The following is a 16,675-nucleotide window of genomic DNA, read 5'->3' on the forward strand; positions in this document are numbered from 1 at the left end:
TTGATAGGCCGGATCTGGAAGCACCGCAAGGTGTGGAGGTGACCGGTACTAATAGGCCGAGGGCTTGTCCTCAGTTGCTCGCGTCCACTGTGTTGGTTCTGAAACCACGAACAACCGTCGAAGCCGATTGGCTACGGCTCCGGTTGACAGTTTCATAGTGTTTCGGTGGTCATAGCGTGAGGGAAACGCCCGGTTACATTCCGAACCCGGAAGCTAAGCCTCACAGCGCCGATGGTACTGCAGGGGGGACCCTGTGGGAGAGTAGGACGCCGCCGAACTAATTTTAAGAAAAGCCCCGTGCCATTGGCACGGGGCTTTTCTGCGTTTCAAGGGTGATGCCCGGTTCCGGTCAAAGGCGGCCGGCGGACTTCAGGGACAGGTAGGCGTCCGCGAGGGCCGGCGCCAATTCGGAGGGGGTCGCGTCCACGACGGTGACGCCGTGGCGGGTGAGTTGTTCGGCTGCGCGCAGGCGCTCGGCCTTGGCCTGGGCCGCTGATGCGGCGTCGTAGATGGCTTCTGTGGTGCCCCGGGCCGAGGCCATCGATTCGATTTTCGGATCGGCCACCGATGCCACGACGACGGTGTGTCGCTTGGTGAGGCGTGAGAGTACGGGGAGCAGGCCCTCTTCAATGGGGGCGGCGTCCAGGGACGTAAGAAGGACGATGAGGGAACGGCGGTGCGCGGTGTGCAGGGCTGTTGCCGTGAGGCCGCGGGCGTTCGTTTCGATGAGTTCGGGTTCCAGTGGGGCCATGGCGTTGACCAGGGCCGGGAGGACGTCGCCTGCGGTGCGGCCCTGGACGAGGGCGCGGGTTCGGCGGTCGTAGGCCAGCAGGTCCACGCGGTCGCCGGCTCGGGATGCCAGTGCGCCCAGGAGGAGTGCGGCGTCCATGGAGGCGTCGAGGCGCGGGGCGTCGCCGACGCGGCCGGCGGAGGTGCGGCCGGTGTCGAGGACCAAGAGGATGTGGCGGTCGCGTTCCGGGCGCCAGGTGCGGACGGCCACCGAGGAGTGGCGGGCCGTTGCGCGCCAGTCGATGGAGCGGGTGTCGTCGCCGGGAACGTACTCGCGGAGGCTGTCGAACTCTGTGCCCTCGCCGCGGGTCAACACGCTGGTGCGGCCGTCGAGTTCGCGGAGGCGGGCCAGCTTGGAGGGGAGGTGCTTGCGGCTGTGGAAGGGCGGCAGGACACGGACCGTCCAGGGGACCCTGTGGGTGCCTTGACGCGTGAAGAGGCCGAGGGGGCCGAAGGAGCTGACCGTGACGCGGTCCGCCGTGCGGTCGCCGCGGCGGGTGGGCTGAAGGCGTGTGGTGATGCGGCGGCGTTCGCCCGCGGGGATGTTCACGCGGTGGCGGGACGAGTCGTACTCCATGCCGGGCTGCCAGCTGCTCGGGGGCCAGGCGTCACGGATTCGCCCGCGCAGGGGGCGGCGCGAGGGATTGGTGATCGTGAGCGTGACGTCGGCCGGGTCTCCGAGGCGTACGGAGGTGTCGCCGGAGCGGGTCAGGCGCAGACGGCGTACGGGGGCGGCCAGGGCGAAGTCGCAGGCGCAGGCCAGGGCCAGGGGGGTGTTGACGGCCAGGATGCCGGTCCAGCTGGGCTCCCAGATGCCTACGGGGAGGGAGCCCAGGGCCGCGAGAAGGGCCGTACGTCCGGTCAAAGCCATTGTCGTGTCGTCCTCCGTTGTGCGTCGGGTTAGCGGGGGACGGGGACGTGGGTCAGGATCGCGTTGATGACCGAGTCCGCGGTCACACCCTCCATCTCGGCCTCCGGGCGCAGTTGGATGCGGTGGCGGAGGGTGGGCAGGGCCAGGGCTTTGACGTCGTCGGGGGTGACGTAGTCGCGGCCGGTCAGCCAGGCCCAGGCGCGGGCCGTGGCGAGGAGGGCCGTGGCGCCTCGCGGTGAGACGCCGAGGGTGAGGGACGGAGACTCGCGGGTGGCGCGGCAGATGTCGACCACGTAGGCGGTGATCTCGGGGGAGATCGTTGTTTTGGCGACCGCTGTGCGGGCCGTTTCGAGGTCGGCTGCCGTGGCCACCGGGTGGATGCCCGCCGCTTGCAGGTCGCGGGGGTTGAAGCCGGAGGCGTGCCGGGTCAGGACGTCGATCTCGTCCTGGCGGGTGGGCAGCGGGACGTTCAACTTGAGCAGGAAGCGGTCCAGTTGGGCCTCGGGGAGAGGGTAAGTGCCCTCGTACTCGACCGGGTTCTGGGTAGCGACCACCATGAACGGGTCGGGGAGTTGGCGGGGCGTGCCGTCGACCGTCACCTGGCGCTCCTCCATCGCTTCGAGGAGGGAGGACTGGGTCTTGGGCGGCGTGCGGTTGATCTCGTCGGCGAGGACGAGGTTGGTGAAGACCGGGCCCGGCTGGAAGGAGAAGCGGGCGGTGTTCGTGTCGTAAACGAGTGAGCCTGTGACGTCGCTGGGCATCAGGTCGGGCGTGAACTGGACGCGTTTCGTGTCGAGTTCGAGGGACGAGGCGAGGGCGCGTACGAGGAGGGTCTTGGCGACGCCGGGCACGCCTTCGAGCAGGACGTGGCCGCGGCAGAGCAGGGCGACGACCAGGCCCGTGACGGTGGAGTCCTGGCCGACCACGGCCTTGGCGATCTCCGTGCGCAGGGCCTCCAAGGACGCCCTTGAGCTGCGGGGATCCGTCGTGGACCCGGCGTTGTCAGTGGTCGGGTCCATCATGGATTCCGTACCTCACTTTCGAGGGCGTCGAGGTGGTCGGCGAGCGCGATGAGTGCTGCGTCGGTCGCGGGTGGCGGGCCGAAGAGGAGGGCGTGCGGGTCCCGGGCGGGCGTGGGGAGTTGGCGTGCCAGGGCCGGGAGGAAGGTCTCGGGCGAGTGGGCCTGGGAGACGGGGACGCCGATGAGGGGGGCCAGGCGGGTGCGGGTGGAGATACGCAGGGCTGTGGCGGCGCGGTCGCGGGCGTTCGCCTTGCGGTAGAGGCGGGCGCGGCCTTCGACGGTTTCCGAGGCGCGGATCGCGACGGGCAGGCGCTCCTGCACCAGGGGGCCGAGGCGGCGTGCGCGCCACAGCGCGGCCAGTGCTGCCGCGATGAAGAGCTGAAGGGTGCCCCAGAGCCAGCCCTTGGGGATCAGGTCGACGAAGCTGCGGTCGTTCTGTGCGCCGTCGGCCGCCGAGTCGTCGGAGGGGGAGGGGAGGTACCAGGTCACATGAGGGCGCGAACCGAGGAGTTGAAGGGCGAGCGAGGCGTTGCCCTGTTCGTCGAGGCGGTCGTTGAGAAGGACGTCGGGGGCGCCGAGGACGATCGTGTCGCCTTCGCCTGTAGGGGATGGCAGGCGCAGGAGCGTGGGCGAGCCGTGGCTCGGGTAGCAGGAGTCGGCGCCGGTGAGGGTCGTGCCGTAACGGTGGCCGCCGCCGGTGTTCGCGGGGCCGGCGCGGCGGGCCTCGGGGAGCGCGCAGCCGGGTGCGAGGGGCTTGTCGGCGGCGGGCTCGGGGTCGGCGGTGACGCCCGGGGTCAGTGTTTCGACCGCGGCGGCGCCGGGGGCGACGAGGACCGTGCGGCCGCCGGAGTCGACGGTCGCGTCCTGGAGCCGGGACTGCTGGCGGGCCGTGAGCCGGTCGGGCGCGGCGACCAGGATGGTCGTGTCGGGGCCCACCGCTGCGCGGGCCTCGGCGGTGGTGGTGACCACGCGCGTGTCGACGCCGCGGTCGGCGAGGAGTTCGGCGACGGCGCGGCTGCCGCGTTCGTCGGCGGAGCGGGGGTCGAGGGTGCCGTGCTGGTCGCCGGAGCGGACCACCGCGATGGCCGTGCCGGCGATCAGGAGGAAGGTCAGGGCCAGGGCGATGCCGCGGGTGCGGGTCCAGATTTGGCGGGCGGTGGGGGTGATGGAGGTGGTGCCGTCGGAGGCGGGGGGCTTTGGTGTGCGTGGGCCGTCCTCAGGCCTCGGGGCTCCGCCCCGGACCCCGCTGCTCAATCGCCGCAGGGGCTTGATTTGCCCGGTCGGTTCGGTCACCGGGGGGCTCCCGCGGTGGGGGGCAGGGTGGGGGTGGTGCGGTCCGCCTCGGTGTCCAGGGTGGACAGGCGCTCGTACGTCTCCGGGGTCGCGGTGCGGCCGCCGTACGCGATGTCGTCGAAGTCGCGGGCTGCCGCGCGGAGGCGGTCCGCGTGCTGGGGCAGCGGGCGGGCCGCTTCGGCGGCGGCCTCGTCGGCCGTGCGGCCGGGGCGAGGGTCGAGGAGGGCGCGTTCCTCCAGGGAGCGGACCAGGGCGCGCATCCGTTCCTGGACGGCCTGGTTCCAGTGGCCCTGGGCGGCGTGCGCCGCGGCGGCCGCGCGGTGTTCGGCGGCGCTGCGCGGGCGGTCGTCGAAGAGCGGAGGTGCGGAGCCGGGGGAGCGGCACGGAGTGCCGAGGCGCCACCACAGGGCGGCCGCGACGGCGACGACGGCCAGCAGGATCACGAGCAGGCCGACGGTGCCTCCGGGGGCGGCGCCGGATGCGGCGGAGAAGAGTTCGTCGATCCAGTCCCAGAACTTGTTCAGGGCGCGCATGAACCAGTTCGGGTCGTCCTGGTGGTACGCGGGCTTGGACAGCTCGCGTTTCGCCGCTTCGCGCGCGGGGTCGCGCGGGATCCTCACCGGCGGCTCGTCGCCGCCGGTGAGGACCGACGAGATCGTCGTGCGGAGCACTCCCCCAAGTGCGCTCACCCCATCAACTCCCCGGAGTGGCGCCGGAGGCGGACCCGTAGTCGTGCAGGCCCGCGGCGCGGGCGAGTTCGAGGTCGAGGGCCTCGCGGCGGATGCGCTGGTCGATGTAGAGGAGCACGGCGACGCCGGCCGTGATCGGGAAGGTGATGGTGGAGCCGACGACCGAGCCGATGCCGGTGATGATGAGGAAGGCCCAGCCGAAGTTCCCGCCGCCGTCCATGAGGCCGGAGAAGCCGTCTCCGCTGACCGTGCCGGCGATGGCGGTGAACGGGAAGAGGATGATCTCCGAGACGATCGCGGCGATCAGGGACGCCAGGATCGTGATGCCGAAGACCCGCCACCAGGAGCCGCGGACGAGCTTGGTGGAGCGGCCCATGGCCTTGCGGACCGTCTGCTTCTCCAGCATCAGCGCGGGCGAGGCCAGCGACAGGCGGACCATCAGCCAGATCGTCACGACGAGACCGGCGAGGCCGCCGACGACCCCGAGCGCGATGCCGCCCTCGGAGGAGCCGAGCGCGGCGACCAGGATGCCGGGCGCCACGCTCACGAGCATGATGGCCGCGGCGATCAGCGGGAGCAGCAGCGTCAGGCCGAGCAGCCTGAGGATCTGCGGCCGGGCGTCGCGCCAGGCCTCTCCTATGGTGACGGGCCGGCCGAGCACGGCGCGGCTGGTGACCGTCGTCAGCAGGGCCGTCGCGACGATCGTGCCGAGCAGCGTGACGACGGTGACGAGCGCGGAGCCGACCAGGAGCGAGCCCAGGGCGCTGAAGATCTCGCGCGGGGTGGCGTCGGGGTTGTCGAGGGCGCTGGTGGTCGCCGCGTCGTTGAGGACGAAGCCCTGGAGGAGGACCGCCAGGAGCTGGGTGACCACGGCGACCGTCAGCGAGATGCCGAGGACGGTGCGCCAGTAGGTCCGCATCGTCGACACCGCGCCGTCGAGGATCTCGCCGACGCCGAGCGGGCGCAGCGGGATGACGCCGGGCTTGGCCGCCGGGGGCTTGCCCTGCCAGCCGCCGCCCCAGCCGGGGTAGCCGCCGGGGCCGGGGCCGCCCGGTCCCTGGCCGTAGCCACCGCCGCCCTGGCCTCCCTGGCCGCCCCAGGCCTGACCGCCCCAGCCCTGGCCGGGAGCCGGCGGGGGCAGGGGAGGGGTCTGGGCGGAGCCGGAGGGGGCGGACCACTGAGCGGGCGGTGGCTGCTCCTTGGACCACTTCGGGCCCTGGCCCGCGGCGTCCTGCGGGGGCGCGTCCTGCGGACCGCTGCCCTGTGCGTCGCCGTTCTGCTCGGGGCCGTCCTTACGGTTGCCGTCCGGGCCGTCGGAGGGGGCAGATCCGGGCGATGCCCAGCCCGGAGTGTCGTTCATCGTCGCTCCTTCAAAGTGCCCGTCCGCGGTCGCGGCAGCAGGTTGGCTGCCATCGTGCCATGGGGTGGGGCCCGGATGACCTGGCCCCGGGAGGGCTGCATGCCTTCAATTGTCGGGTCGGTACGGGGCAGACTGGGCGGATGGCTGATCAGTACGCGCAATCCGGCGAGGACATACGGCCCATCGGCGGCACACAGCCCGAGGCCGTCGACATCCCGGCGATCCGGTGGGAGGAGCCGGCTGAGGGGCCCGTTCTGGTGCTGCTCGACCAGACGCGGCTGCCCGCGGAAGAGGTCGAGCTGGTGTGCACGGATCCGCAGGCCCTCGTGCAGGCGATCCGTTCCCTGGCCGTGCGCGGTGCGCCGCTGCTCGGGATCGCGGGGGCGTACGGGGTGGCGCTCGCGGCCGCCCGCGGTTTCGACGTCGAGGAGGCGGCGGGGGCGCTGGCCGACGCGCGGCCCACCGCGGTCAATCTGGCGTCCGGGGTGCGCAGGGCACAGGAGGCGTACCTGACCGCGCTCGGGAGCGCGGCGGGTGACGGGGAGCAGGCGCGGGAGCGGGCCGCCGCGGCGGTGCTCGCCTCGGCGCGGGCACTGCACGCGGAGGACGCCGAGGCCAGCACCAGGATGGCCGGGCACGGTCTGCGGCTCCTGGACGAGCTGATGCCCGGCGGCAACCACCGCATCCTGACGCACTGCAACACCGGGGCGCTGGTCTCCGGCGGCGAGGGCACGGCCTTCGCGGTCGCGCTTGCCGCGCATCGGGCGGGGCGGCTGCGCCGGCTGTGGGTGGACGAGACGCGTCCGCTGCTGCAGGGCGCCCGGCTGACCGCCTACGAGGCCGCGCGCAACGGGATGGCGTACACGCTGCTCACGGACAGTGCGGCGGGGTCGCTGTTCGCCGCGGGTGAGGTGGATGCCGTGCTGATCGGTGCGGACCGGATCGCGGCCGACGGTTCGGTGGCCAACAAGGTGGGGAGCTATCCGCTCGCGGTGCTGGCGCGGTATCACCATGTGCCGTTCATCGTGGTCGCGCCGGTGACGACGATCGACCCGGAGACCGCGGACGGGGCTTCCATCGAGGTGGAGCAGCGGGCCGGGCACGAGGTGACGGAGGTCACGGCGCCGCGGGCGCCGCTGGCCGGAGTGGAGGCAGGTGGCGGGATTCCGGTGGCACCACTGGGGACGCAGGCGTACAACCCCGCGTTCGATGTGACGCCTCCGGACTTGGTGACGGCGATCGTCACGGAGTGGGGCGTTGTGTCGCCTGTGACACATGATGGCTTGGGTGAACTGTGTGCCAGTTCACTCCAGGCAACGATGAGCTAATGGGATGATGTGGTCCATGAAGGGACGAGTCCTTGTCGTCGACGACGACACCGCACTGGCCGAGATGCTCGGCATTGTGCTGCGTGGTGAAGGTTTTGAGCCGTCGTTCGTGGCTGACGGCGACAAGGCGCTGGCCGCTTTCCGTGAGACCAAGCCCGATCTGGTGCTGCTCGATCTGATGCTGCCGGGCCGGGACGGTATCGAGGTGTGCCGCCTGATCAGGGCGGAGTCCGGGGTGCCGATCGTGATGCTCACGGCGAAGAGCGACACGGTGGATGTGGTGGTGGGTCTCGAGTCCGGGGCCGACGACTACATCGTGAAGCCGTTCAAGCCGAAGGAGCTGGTCGCCCGGATCCGGGCGCGGCTGCGGAGGTCGGAGGAGCCCGCGCCGGAGCAGCTCGCCATCGGTGACCTGGTCATCGATGTGGCTGGGCACTCGGTGAAGCGGGAGGGCCAGCCGATCGCGCTGACGCCGCTGGAGTTCGATCTGCTGGTCGCGCTCGCGCGCAAGCCCTGGCAGGTGTTCACGCGTGAGGTGCTCCTCGAGCAGGTGTGGGGCTACCGGCACGCGGCGGACACGCGCCTGGTCAATGTGCACGTCCAGCGGCTGCGCTCCAAGGTCGAGAAGGACCCGGAGCGGCCGGAGATCGTGGTGACCGTCCGAGGCGTCGGTTACAAGGCAGGACCGAGCTGACGTGTCCCGAAACAGTGCCGCTTCGGCGCCCGGGGCCCCGGGGTCCCGCCCGGAGCGGCCTGTGGGACCCGCGGCAGGGCCTGCCGCCGCCCGTGGCTCACGGCTGCGCCGGGCCGTCGACCGGGGCCTGCTGCTCCAGGGCGGGATGCAGGGCAGCCCCGTGCTGCGCCTGTTCGCGCGCTGGGTGCGGCGTCCGCTGCTGCCCGCGATGCGGCTGTGGCGGCGGAACATCCAGCTCAAGGTCGTCGTCACGACGCTGCTGATGTCGCTCGGTGTCGTGCTGCTGCTCGGCGTCGTCGTCATCGGCTCGGTGCGCAACGGACTCCTTGACGCCAAGGTGAAGGCCTCGCAGAGCCAGGCCGAGGGCGGTTTCCGCGCGGCCAAGGACAAGGCGGACTCCGCGGCGGCGGGGGTGCGGGACGGCGCGTCCGGCGACAGCCGTACGACGCTGACGCCCAACAACTGGATGAGCGAACTCGTCACGCAGCTCGCCAGTGGCGGCAAGGGCGCGTTCGACGTGGTGATCCTGGGGTCGAGCGACACCGACAGCGGCAACGGGCTGGCGCCGCGCGGCTCCGGCCTGGTGGACCCGACCCGCAGCGTGCCCAACGACCTGCGTGGGCAGGTCGACCGGATCGCCGGCGCCTCGCAGCAGTACACGAAGATCGTCTACGACGGTGGCGAGGACCCGCAGCCGGGCCTCGTCGTCGGCAAGCGGCTCAACGACCCGCAGGGGCACGCCTACCAGCTCTATTACCTCTTCCCGCTGACGCAGGAGGAGAAGTCCCTCGGCCTGGTCAAGGGGACGCTCGCCACGGCGGGGCTCTTCGTGGTGGTGCTGCTGGGGGCCATCGCCTGGCTCGTCGTGCGGCAGGTCGTCACGCCGGTGCGGATGGCGGCAGGGGTCGCCGAGCGGCTCTCCGCGGGCCGCCTCCAGGAACGGATGAAGGTCACCGGTGAGGACGACATCGCGCGCCTGGGCGAGGCCTTCAACAAGATGGCGCAGAACCTCTATCTGAAGATCCAGCAGCTCGAGGACCTGTCGCGGATGCAGCGGCGGTTCGTCTCGGACGTGAGCCATGAGCTGCGTACGCCGCTGACGACGGTACGGATGGCCGCCGATGTCATCCATGAGGCGCGCGTCGACTTCGATCCGGTGACGGCGCGGTCCGCCGAACTGCTGGCCGACCAGCTGGACCGGTTCGAGTCGCTGCTGGCCGATCTGCTGGAGATCAGCCGGTTCGACGCCGGGGCCGCGGCCCTGGAGGCCGAGCCGATAGACCTGCGCGAGGTCGTACGACGTGTGGTGGGCGGCGCCGAGCCGCTCGCGGAGCGCAAGGGCACGCACATCCTGGTCGTCGGCGACGACCAGCCGGTGGTCGCCGAGGCGGACGCGCGGCGTGTGGAGCGCGTGCTGCGCAATCTGGTGGTGAACGCCGTGGAGCACGGCGACGGCCGGGACGTCGTGGTGCGGCTCGCGGCCGCGGGCGGCGCGGTCGCCGTCGCGGTGCGCGACTACGGAGTGGGGCTCAAGCCCGGCGAGGCGACCCGCGTGTTCAGCCGCTTCTGGCGGGCCGACCCGGCACGCGCGCGTACCACGGGGGGAACGGGGCTCGGCCTGTCGATCGCCCTGGAGGACGCGCGGCTGCACGGAGGCTGGCTGCAGGCGTGGGGCGAGCCGGGCGGCGGTTCGCAGTTCCGGCTGACGCTGCCGAGGACCGTGGACGAGGCGCTGCGCGGTTCACCCATACCGCTGGAGCCGGAGGACTCGCGGCGCAACCGGGGGCTCGCTGACGCCGGGCTGCCGGGTGCCGACGGCAAGAAGCTCGCCACGGTGCCGGCCCAGGCGCCGCCCGTGGCGGCCCAGACGCCGATCGCCCCGCGCCACGCGCAGGCGGCGGTGTCCGCGGACCCCACGGCGCTGCCCGGCAGCGGCGCGCGCGTGGTGGCACGTGGCGAGGTGGCGAGCGGGCCCCGGCAGGCTGAGGACGCCGCGGAGCGCGGCGACCGGGAGGACCACGGGCAGCGGGACGAGCGGCCGGACTCCGCGGGCGAGACGGACGACGTGCCGGCGGAGCCCGCGCAGGCGCGTTCGGGACGGACGGCGGCGACGTCGCGTGGTGAGGGGAGCGACGGCAGTCGTGGATGAGCAGCGGGTGCCGCGGCAGCGGCGCGGGATACGGAGCGGAGTGCTGGCCGGATGCGGCGCGCTCGTGCTCGCGGGATGCGCGTCGATGCCGGACAACGGGGGCCTCGAATCGGTCGAGGCCTCGCAGCGGCCGGACTCGCAGGTGCGCGTCTTCGCCCTGCCGCCGAAGGACGACGTCGGGCCCTCCGCCATCGTCGACGGCTTCATCGAGGCGCTGACCAGCGACGACCCCTCGTACAGGATGGCGCGCAAGTACCTGACGCCGAAGGCCGCGAAGACCTGGTCGCCCGAGCAGCGGACCGTCGTGCTCGACGAGGGGCCCAGCAGGAGTCAGACGGACCGGCCGAACTCGGGGAACGAGGGCCGCTCCTACCAGCTGACAGGTCATCAGATCGCCACGGTCGACCAGCGGGAGGCCTATCAGCCGGGCGACACGTCGTACCAGGGGAATCTGCACCTGACGCAGGTGAACACGGCCAAGGGCAAGCAGTGGCGGATCGACTCCCTGCCGAAGGGGGTCGTGCTCGGCGAGTCCGACTTCCAGCGGATCTACAGCTCCGTCAACAAGTACTACTACGCGGTGGATTCGACGTCGGGCGGTGAGGCCGGGCAGCGGCGGCTGGTCGCGGACCCCGTCTTCGTACGGCAGTGGACCGACCCGTTGACGGAGACCGTCAAGGAGCTGCTGGAGGGGCCGACGCGCTGGCTGAATCCGGTGGTGCGGACGGCGTTTCCCTCGCACGCGGCGCTGAAGAAGGGCACCGACTCGCTGGCGCCGGACGACGCGAACAAGCTGACCGTGCCGCTGAACGAGGCGGGCAGCAGGGCGGGTCAGGCCAAGTGCAAGGAGATGGCGGCCCAACTGCTGTTCTCGCTGCGGGACCTGTCGTCGTCGAGCGTGAACGAGGTGGAACTGAAGCGTTCCGACGGCCGGTTCATGTGCGCGATGACCGAGGACGGGGCCGACGCCCTCGCGGCGCCGCGCTCCACGGGGCGCGTCCCGGACCAGTACTTCCTCGACGCCAAGGGCCGCCTGGTGCGGATGCCGGGCAAGAGCAGGTCCGACACGAACCCCGAGCGGGTTCCGGGGCCGCTGGGCGAGGGCGAGCAGGTGTTGCGTTCTGTGGCCGTCTCGCGCGACCAGGAGCGCGCTGCGGGGGTCTCGAACGACGGGCGCTCGCTGTACGTGGCGTCGATGATCTCCGGCGCCTCGCTGGGGGACCCGGTCGCGCGCAGCCACGCGAAGGCGGAGAAGAACGGCTTCACGACGCCCAGTTGGGACGGGAACGGCGACCTGTGGGTGGCCGACCGCGACCCGAAGCACCGGCGGCTGCTGATGTTCGGGCAGGGGCAGGCGGACAAGGTCCAGAAGGTCCGGGTCGAGGGGCTCGACGACGACGCCACCATCCAGACGGTGAAGGCGTCCGCCGACGGAGCGCGCATCGGGCTGCTGGTGGCGGAGAAGGACACCACGTCGCTGTGGATCGGGCGCGTCGAGCGGCACGCCGACGCGAACGGCGACACGGAGGTCTCGGTGACCGAACTGCGCCGCGCCGCGCCGCGGATGGAGGAGGTCACGGCCGTGTCGTGGGCGGGCGACAGCCGGCTCGTGGTCGTCGGCCGGGAGCCCGGTGGGCTGCAGCAGATGCAGTACGTGCTGAGTGATGGGTCGACGCCGACCGGGCAGGCGCTGCCGGGTCTGACGCGGGTCAGCGAGATCGCGGCGTCGGACAACGACGAGTTGCCGCTGCTCGCGCACTCCGACGACGGGATCGTGCGGTTGCCCTCCGGGGCGGCATGGCAGTCGGTGCTGAAGGACGGGACGGCTCCGGTCTATCCGGGGTAGACGGCGCGGCCCGGCGGCGCCGCGGCCTCGCGCCCCTGGGTGTCACCCGTACGAGCTCAACCGCTGGTCACAACCGTCGAGTTGTCCACAGGGCGTTGTCCACAGGGCTGGTGGGGCGGCCCGCGGATCGGCACAGTGGTGGGTATGCGGGGGTGGTGGCAGGACCTCTCCGATCTGGTGCTACCGGCCGAGTGCGCCGGTTGTGGCAGATCTCGTACGGCGCTGTGCGCGCGGTGCTCGGCGGTGTTGCGCGGCGCCGAGCCGCGCCGGGTGCGGCCGCGACCGGCTCCGTCGGGGCTGCCGGTCGTGTTCGGCGCCGTCCCGTACCGGAACGCGGTGCGGGCGGTGCTCCTCGCCCACAAGGAGCGCGGCGCGCTGGGCCTCGCCCGGCCGTTGGGCGAGGCGCTGGCCGGGGCGGTGCGGGCCGGACTCGTGGACGGCGGGGCCGGAGGTGGCGGAGCGGGCGGTCGGGCCCCTGGCGGCGTTGTGGGCCCCGTGACGCTCGTCCCTGTGCCCTCCGCGCCGCGCGCCGTGCGGGCGCGCGGGCACGATCCGACGCGGCGGATCGCGTACGCGGCGGCGGCCGAGCTGCGTCGTGCGGGTGTCGCGGCGCGGGTGCTCGCCGTGCTGCGCCAGCGGCGCGCGGTGGCCGATCAGTCGGGCCTGGACGCCCGGCAGCGGCTGGTCAATGTGACGGGCGCGTTGGAGGTGGTGGGCGGTGGCCGCGGGCTGCTCACCGGAAATGGCCGGATCGTGCTGGTCGACGACCTGATTACGACGGGCGCTTCCTTGGCGGAGGCGGCGCGCGCAATAGCGGCCGTGACCGGTTCCGGGAAGATCGAGAGGGAAGACAGGCCGGAGCGGGACCGCTCCGGGACAGGTCCCGGAAAGGGGAACGGGAGCGGTGAGATCACGTTCCGAGCGGCCGTCGTGGCCGCGTCTCCGGAATCCTTCGAAATAAACCGGAACTAGCGGGGAATCTGCATCGTTGCAGGTAGAGACAGGGTTCATTAGCTCGGTTGGAGGTACGTGTCAGTAGAGGGTGCCGACAACCGTCCAGGCGAGATATGTTCGGTTGTGAGGAACTCGGCAGGAAAGGCGGCCGCCACCCCTCACCATTGGATTGCCCTGTCAGGACATTGCACAGGCTTTTTTGCAATCACCCGGGATGGTGGGGTGTAGATCTTGTCCACGGGGGAGGAGGAGGTGGAAGTCACCGAGTCCGAGACTCCGGAAGTGGCCGGAGTCTGGTGCAAGAGGGAGATGCTCCGCCCAAGGAGCGGAGCTATCCGGGAACGGAGTTCTGCGTGGACATCGTCGTCAAGGGCCGCAAGACCGAGGTACCAGAGCGGTTCCGTAAGCACGTGGCCGAGAAGCTGAAGCTGGACAAGATCCAGAAGCTCGACGGCAAGGTGATCAGTCTCGATGTCGAGGTGTCCAAGGAGCCGAACCCCCGGCAGGCCGACCGGTGCGAGCGCGTGGAGATCACGCTGCGTACGCGCGGTCCGGTGATCAGGGCGGAGGCCGCCGCCAGCGACCCCTACGCGGCGCTGGACCTGGCCACGGACAAGCTCGACGCGCGTCTGCGCAAGCAGCACGACAAGCGGTCGTCGCGGCGCGGGAAGCGGATCTCGGCGGCGGAGGTCGCCGAGCACGTCCCGGACGCGGCCATGCTCAACGGGGACGGCACGATCGCCAAGGCCGAGGAGGCCGAGCCCGACGGCGTACCGACCACCAAGATGGGCTCGCTCGAGGTCAAGGGCGAGGGCCCGCTCGTCGTCCGTGAGAAGACCCACGTGGCGGCACCCATGACGCTCGACCAGGCGCTCTACGAGATGGAGCTGGTCGGGCACGACTTCTATCTGTTCGTCGACTCCGAGACCAAGGAACCCAGCGTCGTCTACCGGCGGCACGCCTACGACTACGGCGTCATCCACCTCAGCACCGACCCCATGGTCTCCCAGGTCAGGGGAGCCGACGGGGGCGACGCCATCGGCGGCTGACCACAACTGACACCCACTCATCGGGTGCCCCTGGGGTGCGTGTGCGCCCCCAGGGGCACCCTTGTGCGACCCCCTTGTGCACCGCACGGCCGTCGCGCCGAGGCCGCGGCATGAAATCATGGCCGTGCCGGGTCAACCGGCGTGCTGGTGCCTCGGGTTGGCGCGGCACAGGAAGACGGGCCGCGGCCTTCAGGGGGAGGAACGATGGCGGACAGCTTCGGAACCGTTCGGGGCGAGGACGCCGGTGCCGGTGAGGACGGCGTCGGCATGGGGCCGGATGCCGGATCCTCGCGCGAGGAGCCCATCCGGGTACTCGTGGTGGACGACCATGCCCTGTTCCGGCGCGGCCTGGAGATCGTCCTCAAGGCCGAGGAGGACATCGAGGTCGTCGGTGAGGCGGGCGACGGGGCGGAGGCCGTGGACAAGGCGGCCGATCTGCTGCCGGACATCGTCCTCATGGACGTACGGATGCCCAAGAGAGGCGGCATCGAGGCGTGTACCTCCATCAAGGAGGTGGCGCCCAGCGCCAAGATCATCATGCTGACCATCAGCGATGAGGAAGCCGATCTCTACGACGCGATCAAGGCGGGCGCGACGGGATATCTGCTGAAGGAGATCTCGACCGACGAGGTGGCCACGGCCATTCGCGCCGTGGCCGACGGGCAGTCGCAGATCAGCCCGTCCATGGCGTCGAAGCTGCTCACCGAGTTCAAGTCGATGATCCAGCGCACGGACGAGCGCCGGCTCGTGCCCGCGCCCCGGCTGACCGACCGGGAGCTCGAGGTGCTCAAGCTGGTGGCCACGGGCATGAACAACCGGGACATCGCCAAGGAGTTGTTCATCTCCGAGAACACCGTGAAGAACCATGTGCGCAACATCCTGGAGAAGTTGCAGCTGCACTCCAGGATGGAGGCCGTGGTGTACGCGATGCGGGAGAAGATCCTGGAGATCCGGTAGGGCTCGGCCGGCTGGGGCCTGGTCCGCTGCCGGACCGGCTGGGGCCTGGTCCGCTGCCGGACCGGCTGGGGGCTGGTCTGCTTCGGCCTGGGTGGGTCTCTCCCGGGCAGGGTCGTTAGAGCAGGGCTTCGGTCAGGGACTTCTTCAGGGGCGCCGACTCCATGTGCTCCACTCGTACGCTGTTGCAGCCGACCCAGCTCGCCGCTTCGTGGAGCGCCTCGGCCACCGCCGGTACGGCCTTGGGGCCGTCCAGGGAGACCTGCTTGGCGACCAGCGTGCTGCCCGCGCGCGCGGGGTCGACGCGGCCCACCAGGCGGCCGCCGGCCAGCACTGGCATCGCGAAGTAGCCGTGGATCCGCTTCGGTTTGGGGACGTATGCCTCCAGGCGGTGCGTGAAGCCGAAGATCCGCTCCGTACGGGCGCGCTCCCAGATCAGGGAGTCGAACGGGGACAGGAGCGTGATGCGGTGGCGGCCGCGGGGCGTTGATTCCAGGGCCGCGGGGTCGGCCCAGGCCGGCTTGCCGCCCCAGCCCTCCACCGTGACCGGGACGAGGCCGGTGTCCTCGATCACCGCGTCGAACTGCTCGCTCTTCAGGCGGTGGTAGTCCGCGATGTCCGCGCGCGTGCCGACGCCGAGGGCCTCGCCGGCCTGGCGGACCAGGCGGCGTACGCACTCGGTGTCGTCGAGGTCGTCGTGCAGGAGGGCCGACGGGATCGCGCGCTCCGCCAGGTCGTAGATCCGCTTCCAGCCGCGGCGCTCCACGCAGACCACCTCGCCGTACATCAGCGCGCGCTCGACGGCGATCTTCGACTCGGACCAGTCCCACCACTCGCCCTTGTTCTTCGCGCCGCCCAGTTCCGTGGCGGTCAGGGGGCCCTCCGCGCGGAGCTGCTTGATCACCTGCTCGTACGCGCCGTCGGGGAGGTGGTGGTGCCAGTGGGGGCGGGCGCGGTAGGCGCGGCGGCGGAAGGCGAAGTGCGGCCACTCCTCGATGGGCAGGACGCAGGCGGCGTGCGACCAGTATTCGAAGGCGTGGGGGGTGGGGGTCGGGGCGTTGCCCGGGGTCCAGTACGCCGATTCGACCTTGGTCCGGGGGACCGTGCCCAGGCGGGCGTAGGGGATCAGCTCGTGCGAGCGGGCGAGTACGGAGATCGTGTCGAGCTGGACCGCGCCGAGGTGGCGGAGGACGCCACGGACGCCGGCCTTGCGGTCGGGGGCGCCGAGGAAGCCCTGGGCGCGGAGGGCGATGCGGCGGGCTTCTGCGGCGGACAAGGTGGCGGTGGGACGCGGCGAGGTCGTCATGGCCGGAACGATAGAGGTCGGGTCTGACAACGGGGTCGGTGTGGTGCGGCTGCGGCGGGGCTGGGGCCCGTGGTCATGGGTGCGCGGCACCGGGGGCCGCCTTGCCCACCCTGCCGCCCTAGGCGGCAGATTGCCCAAGGCGGGGGCGGCCGACCGCTACGGGGGGGGGGAGTCGTGCGTGTGGTTGTGAGCCCAAGGCGGGGGCGGCGTTGTGCGACGCGGGTGGGAGCCGGGGTTGATGGCGGATTGCCCGAGGCGGGCGTGGCGGCGCCGCTTCGGGGCGTAGCCCCCGGAGGTGGCGGGAGGGTGGGAGATGGGCGGGGGACGCAGCGGGTGTGGGTGCGCGTGCGGCAGGGGCGCCGCTGGTGTTGG

At 71.7% G+C, this 16,675-nt stretch carries 13 protein-coding genes and 1 rRNA gene; 8 read left to right on the forward strand and 6 right to left on the reverse strand.

What is annotated here, in order from left to right:
• Window positions 1-161: 161 nt before the first annotated feature.
• Window positions 162-278: ribosomal RNA gene (gene rrf / locus ACIA8D_RS18215) — 5S ribosomal RNA — on the forward strand.
• 71 nt (window positions 279-349) lie between these two features.
• On the opposite strand, the gene ACIA8D_RS18220 is transcribed toward rrf, so the two are convergent.
• The 5 genes from ACIA8D_RS18220 to ACIA8D_RS18240 all read right to left on the reverse strand — a co-directional run bounded on the left by ACIA8D_RS18220 (window position 350) and on the right by ACIA8D_RS18240 (window position 6,023).
• Complete coding sequence (locus ACIA8D_RS18220) at window positions 350-1,660, reverse strand: DUF58 domain-containing protein (protein ID WP_399233249.1); 1,311 nt, start codon at window positions 1,658-1,660, stop codon at window positions 350-352.
• Window positions 1,661-1,689: 29 nt separating this feature from the next.
• A complete protein-coding gene (locus ACIA8D_RS18225) occupies window positions 1,690-2,679 on the reverse strand; it encodes an AAA family ATPase (protein WP_399233251.1) in 990 nt (329 codons plus the stop codon).
• On the reverse strand, window positions 2,679-3,848 hold the full coding sequence (locus tag ACIA8D_RS18230) for a DUF4350 domain-containing protein (protein WP_399233567.1): 1,170 nt from the start codon (window positions 3,846-3,848) through the stop codon (window positions 2,679-2,681). The genes ACIA8D_RS18225 and ACIA8D_RS18230 overlap by 1 nt, the downstream gene beginning before the upstream one ends.
• A gap of 122 nt (window positions 3,849-3,970) precedes the next feature.
• Complete coding sequence (locus ACIA8D_RS18235) at window positions 3,971-4,663, reverse strand: DUF4129 domain-containing protein (RefSeq protein WP_399233252.1); 693 nt, start codon at window positions 4,661-4,663, stop codon at window positions 3,971-3,973.
• Window positions 4,664-4,667: 4 nt separating this feature from the next.
• Window positions 4,668-6,023, reverse strand: a complete 1,356-nt coding sequence (locus ACIA8D_RS18240; protein ID WP_399233254.1) for a glycerophosphoryl diester phosphodiesterase membrane domain-containing protein — start codon at window positions 6,021-6,023, stop codon at window positions 4,668-4,670.
• A 140-nt stretch (window positions 6,024-6,163) separates the two neighbouring features.
• On the opposite strand from ACIA8D_RS18240, the gene mtnA reads away from it, so the two are divergent.
• From mtnA to ACIA8D_RS18275, 7 genes are all read left to right on the forward strand, one after another.
• The gene (gene mtnA, locus ACIA8D_RS18245) at window positions 6,164-7,351 is read left to right on the forward strand and encodes an S-methyl-5-thioribose-1-phosphate isomerase (protein ID WP_399233255.1); all 1,188 of its coding nucleotides are present in this window, start codon (window positions 6,164-6,166) and stop codon (window positions 7,349-7,351) included.
• Window positions 7,352-7,355: 4 nt separating this feature from the next.
• Window positions 7,356-8,045 (forward strand): two-component system response regulator MtrA, encoded by a 690-nt coding sequence (gene mtrA, locus ACIA8D_RS18250; protein WP_323179534.1) that lies wholly within the window; start codon window positions 7,356-7,358, stop codon window positions 8,043-8,045.
• A 1-nt stretch (window position 8,046) separates the two neighbouring features.
• Complete coding sequence (gene mtrB, locus ACIA8D_RS18255; RefSeq protein ID WP_399233257.1) at window positions 8,047-10,194, forward strand: MtrAB system histidine kinase MtrB; 2,148 nt, start codon at window positions 8,047-8,049, stop codon at window positions 10,192-10,194.
• An 85-nt stretch (window positions 10,195-10,279) separates the two neighbouring features.
• Window positions 10,280-12,040, forward strand: a complete 1,761-nt coding sequence (locus ACIA8D_RS18260) for an LpqB family beta-propeller domain-containing protein (RefSeq protein ID WP_399233569.1) — start codon at window positions 10,280-10,282, stop codon at window positions 12,038-12,040.
• A 144-nt stretch (window positions 12,041-12,184) separates the two neighbouring features.
• Entirely contained in the window at window positions 12,185-13,012 is an 828-nt protein-coding gene (locus tag ACIA8D_RS18265) for a ComF family protein (protein WP_399233259.1), read from the forward strand.
• Window positions 13,013-13,347: 335 nt separating this feature from the next.
• Window positions 13,348-14,043: a ribosome hibernation-promoting factor, HPF/YfiA family gene (hpf, locus tag ACIA8D_RS18270; RefSeq protein ID WP_399233261.1), complete on the forward strand. Its 696-nt coding sequence runs from the start codon at window positions 13,348-13,350 to the stop codon at window positions 14,041-14,043.
• Between the two features lie 204 nt (window positions 14,044-14,247).
• Window positions 14,248-15,000: a response regulator gene (locus ACIA8D_RS18275; RefSeq protein WP_399233263.1), complete on the forward strand. Its 753-nt coding sequence runs from the start codon at window positions 14,248-14,250 to the stop codon at window positions 14,998-15,000.
• Window positions 15,001-15,115: 115 nt separating this feature from the next.
• On the opposite strand, the gene ACIA8D_RS18280 is transcribed toward ACIA8D_RS18275, so the two are convergent.
• Window positions 15,116-16,303 carry a winged helix-turn-helix domain-containing protein gene (locus tag ACIA8D_RS18280; RefSeq protein ID WP_399233264.1) on the reverse strand — a complete coding sequence of 396 codons (1,188 nt, stop codon included), beginning with the start codon at window positions 16,301-16,303 and terminating at the stop codon, window positions 15,116-15,118.
• Between the last annotated feature and the right edge of the window lie 372 nt (window positions 16,304-16,675).

The organism is Streptomyces sp. NPDC051684 (assembly GCF_044453445.1).
Taxonomy (GTDB): domain Bacteria; phylum Actinomycetota; class Actinomycetes; order Streptomycetales; family Streptomycetaceae; genus Streptomyces.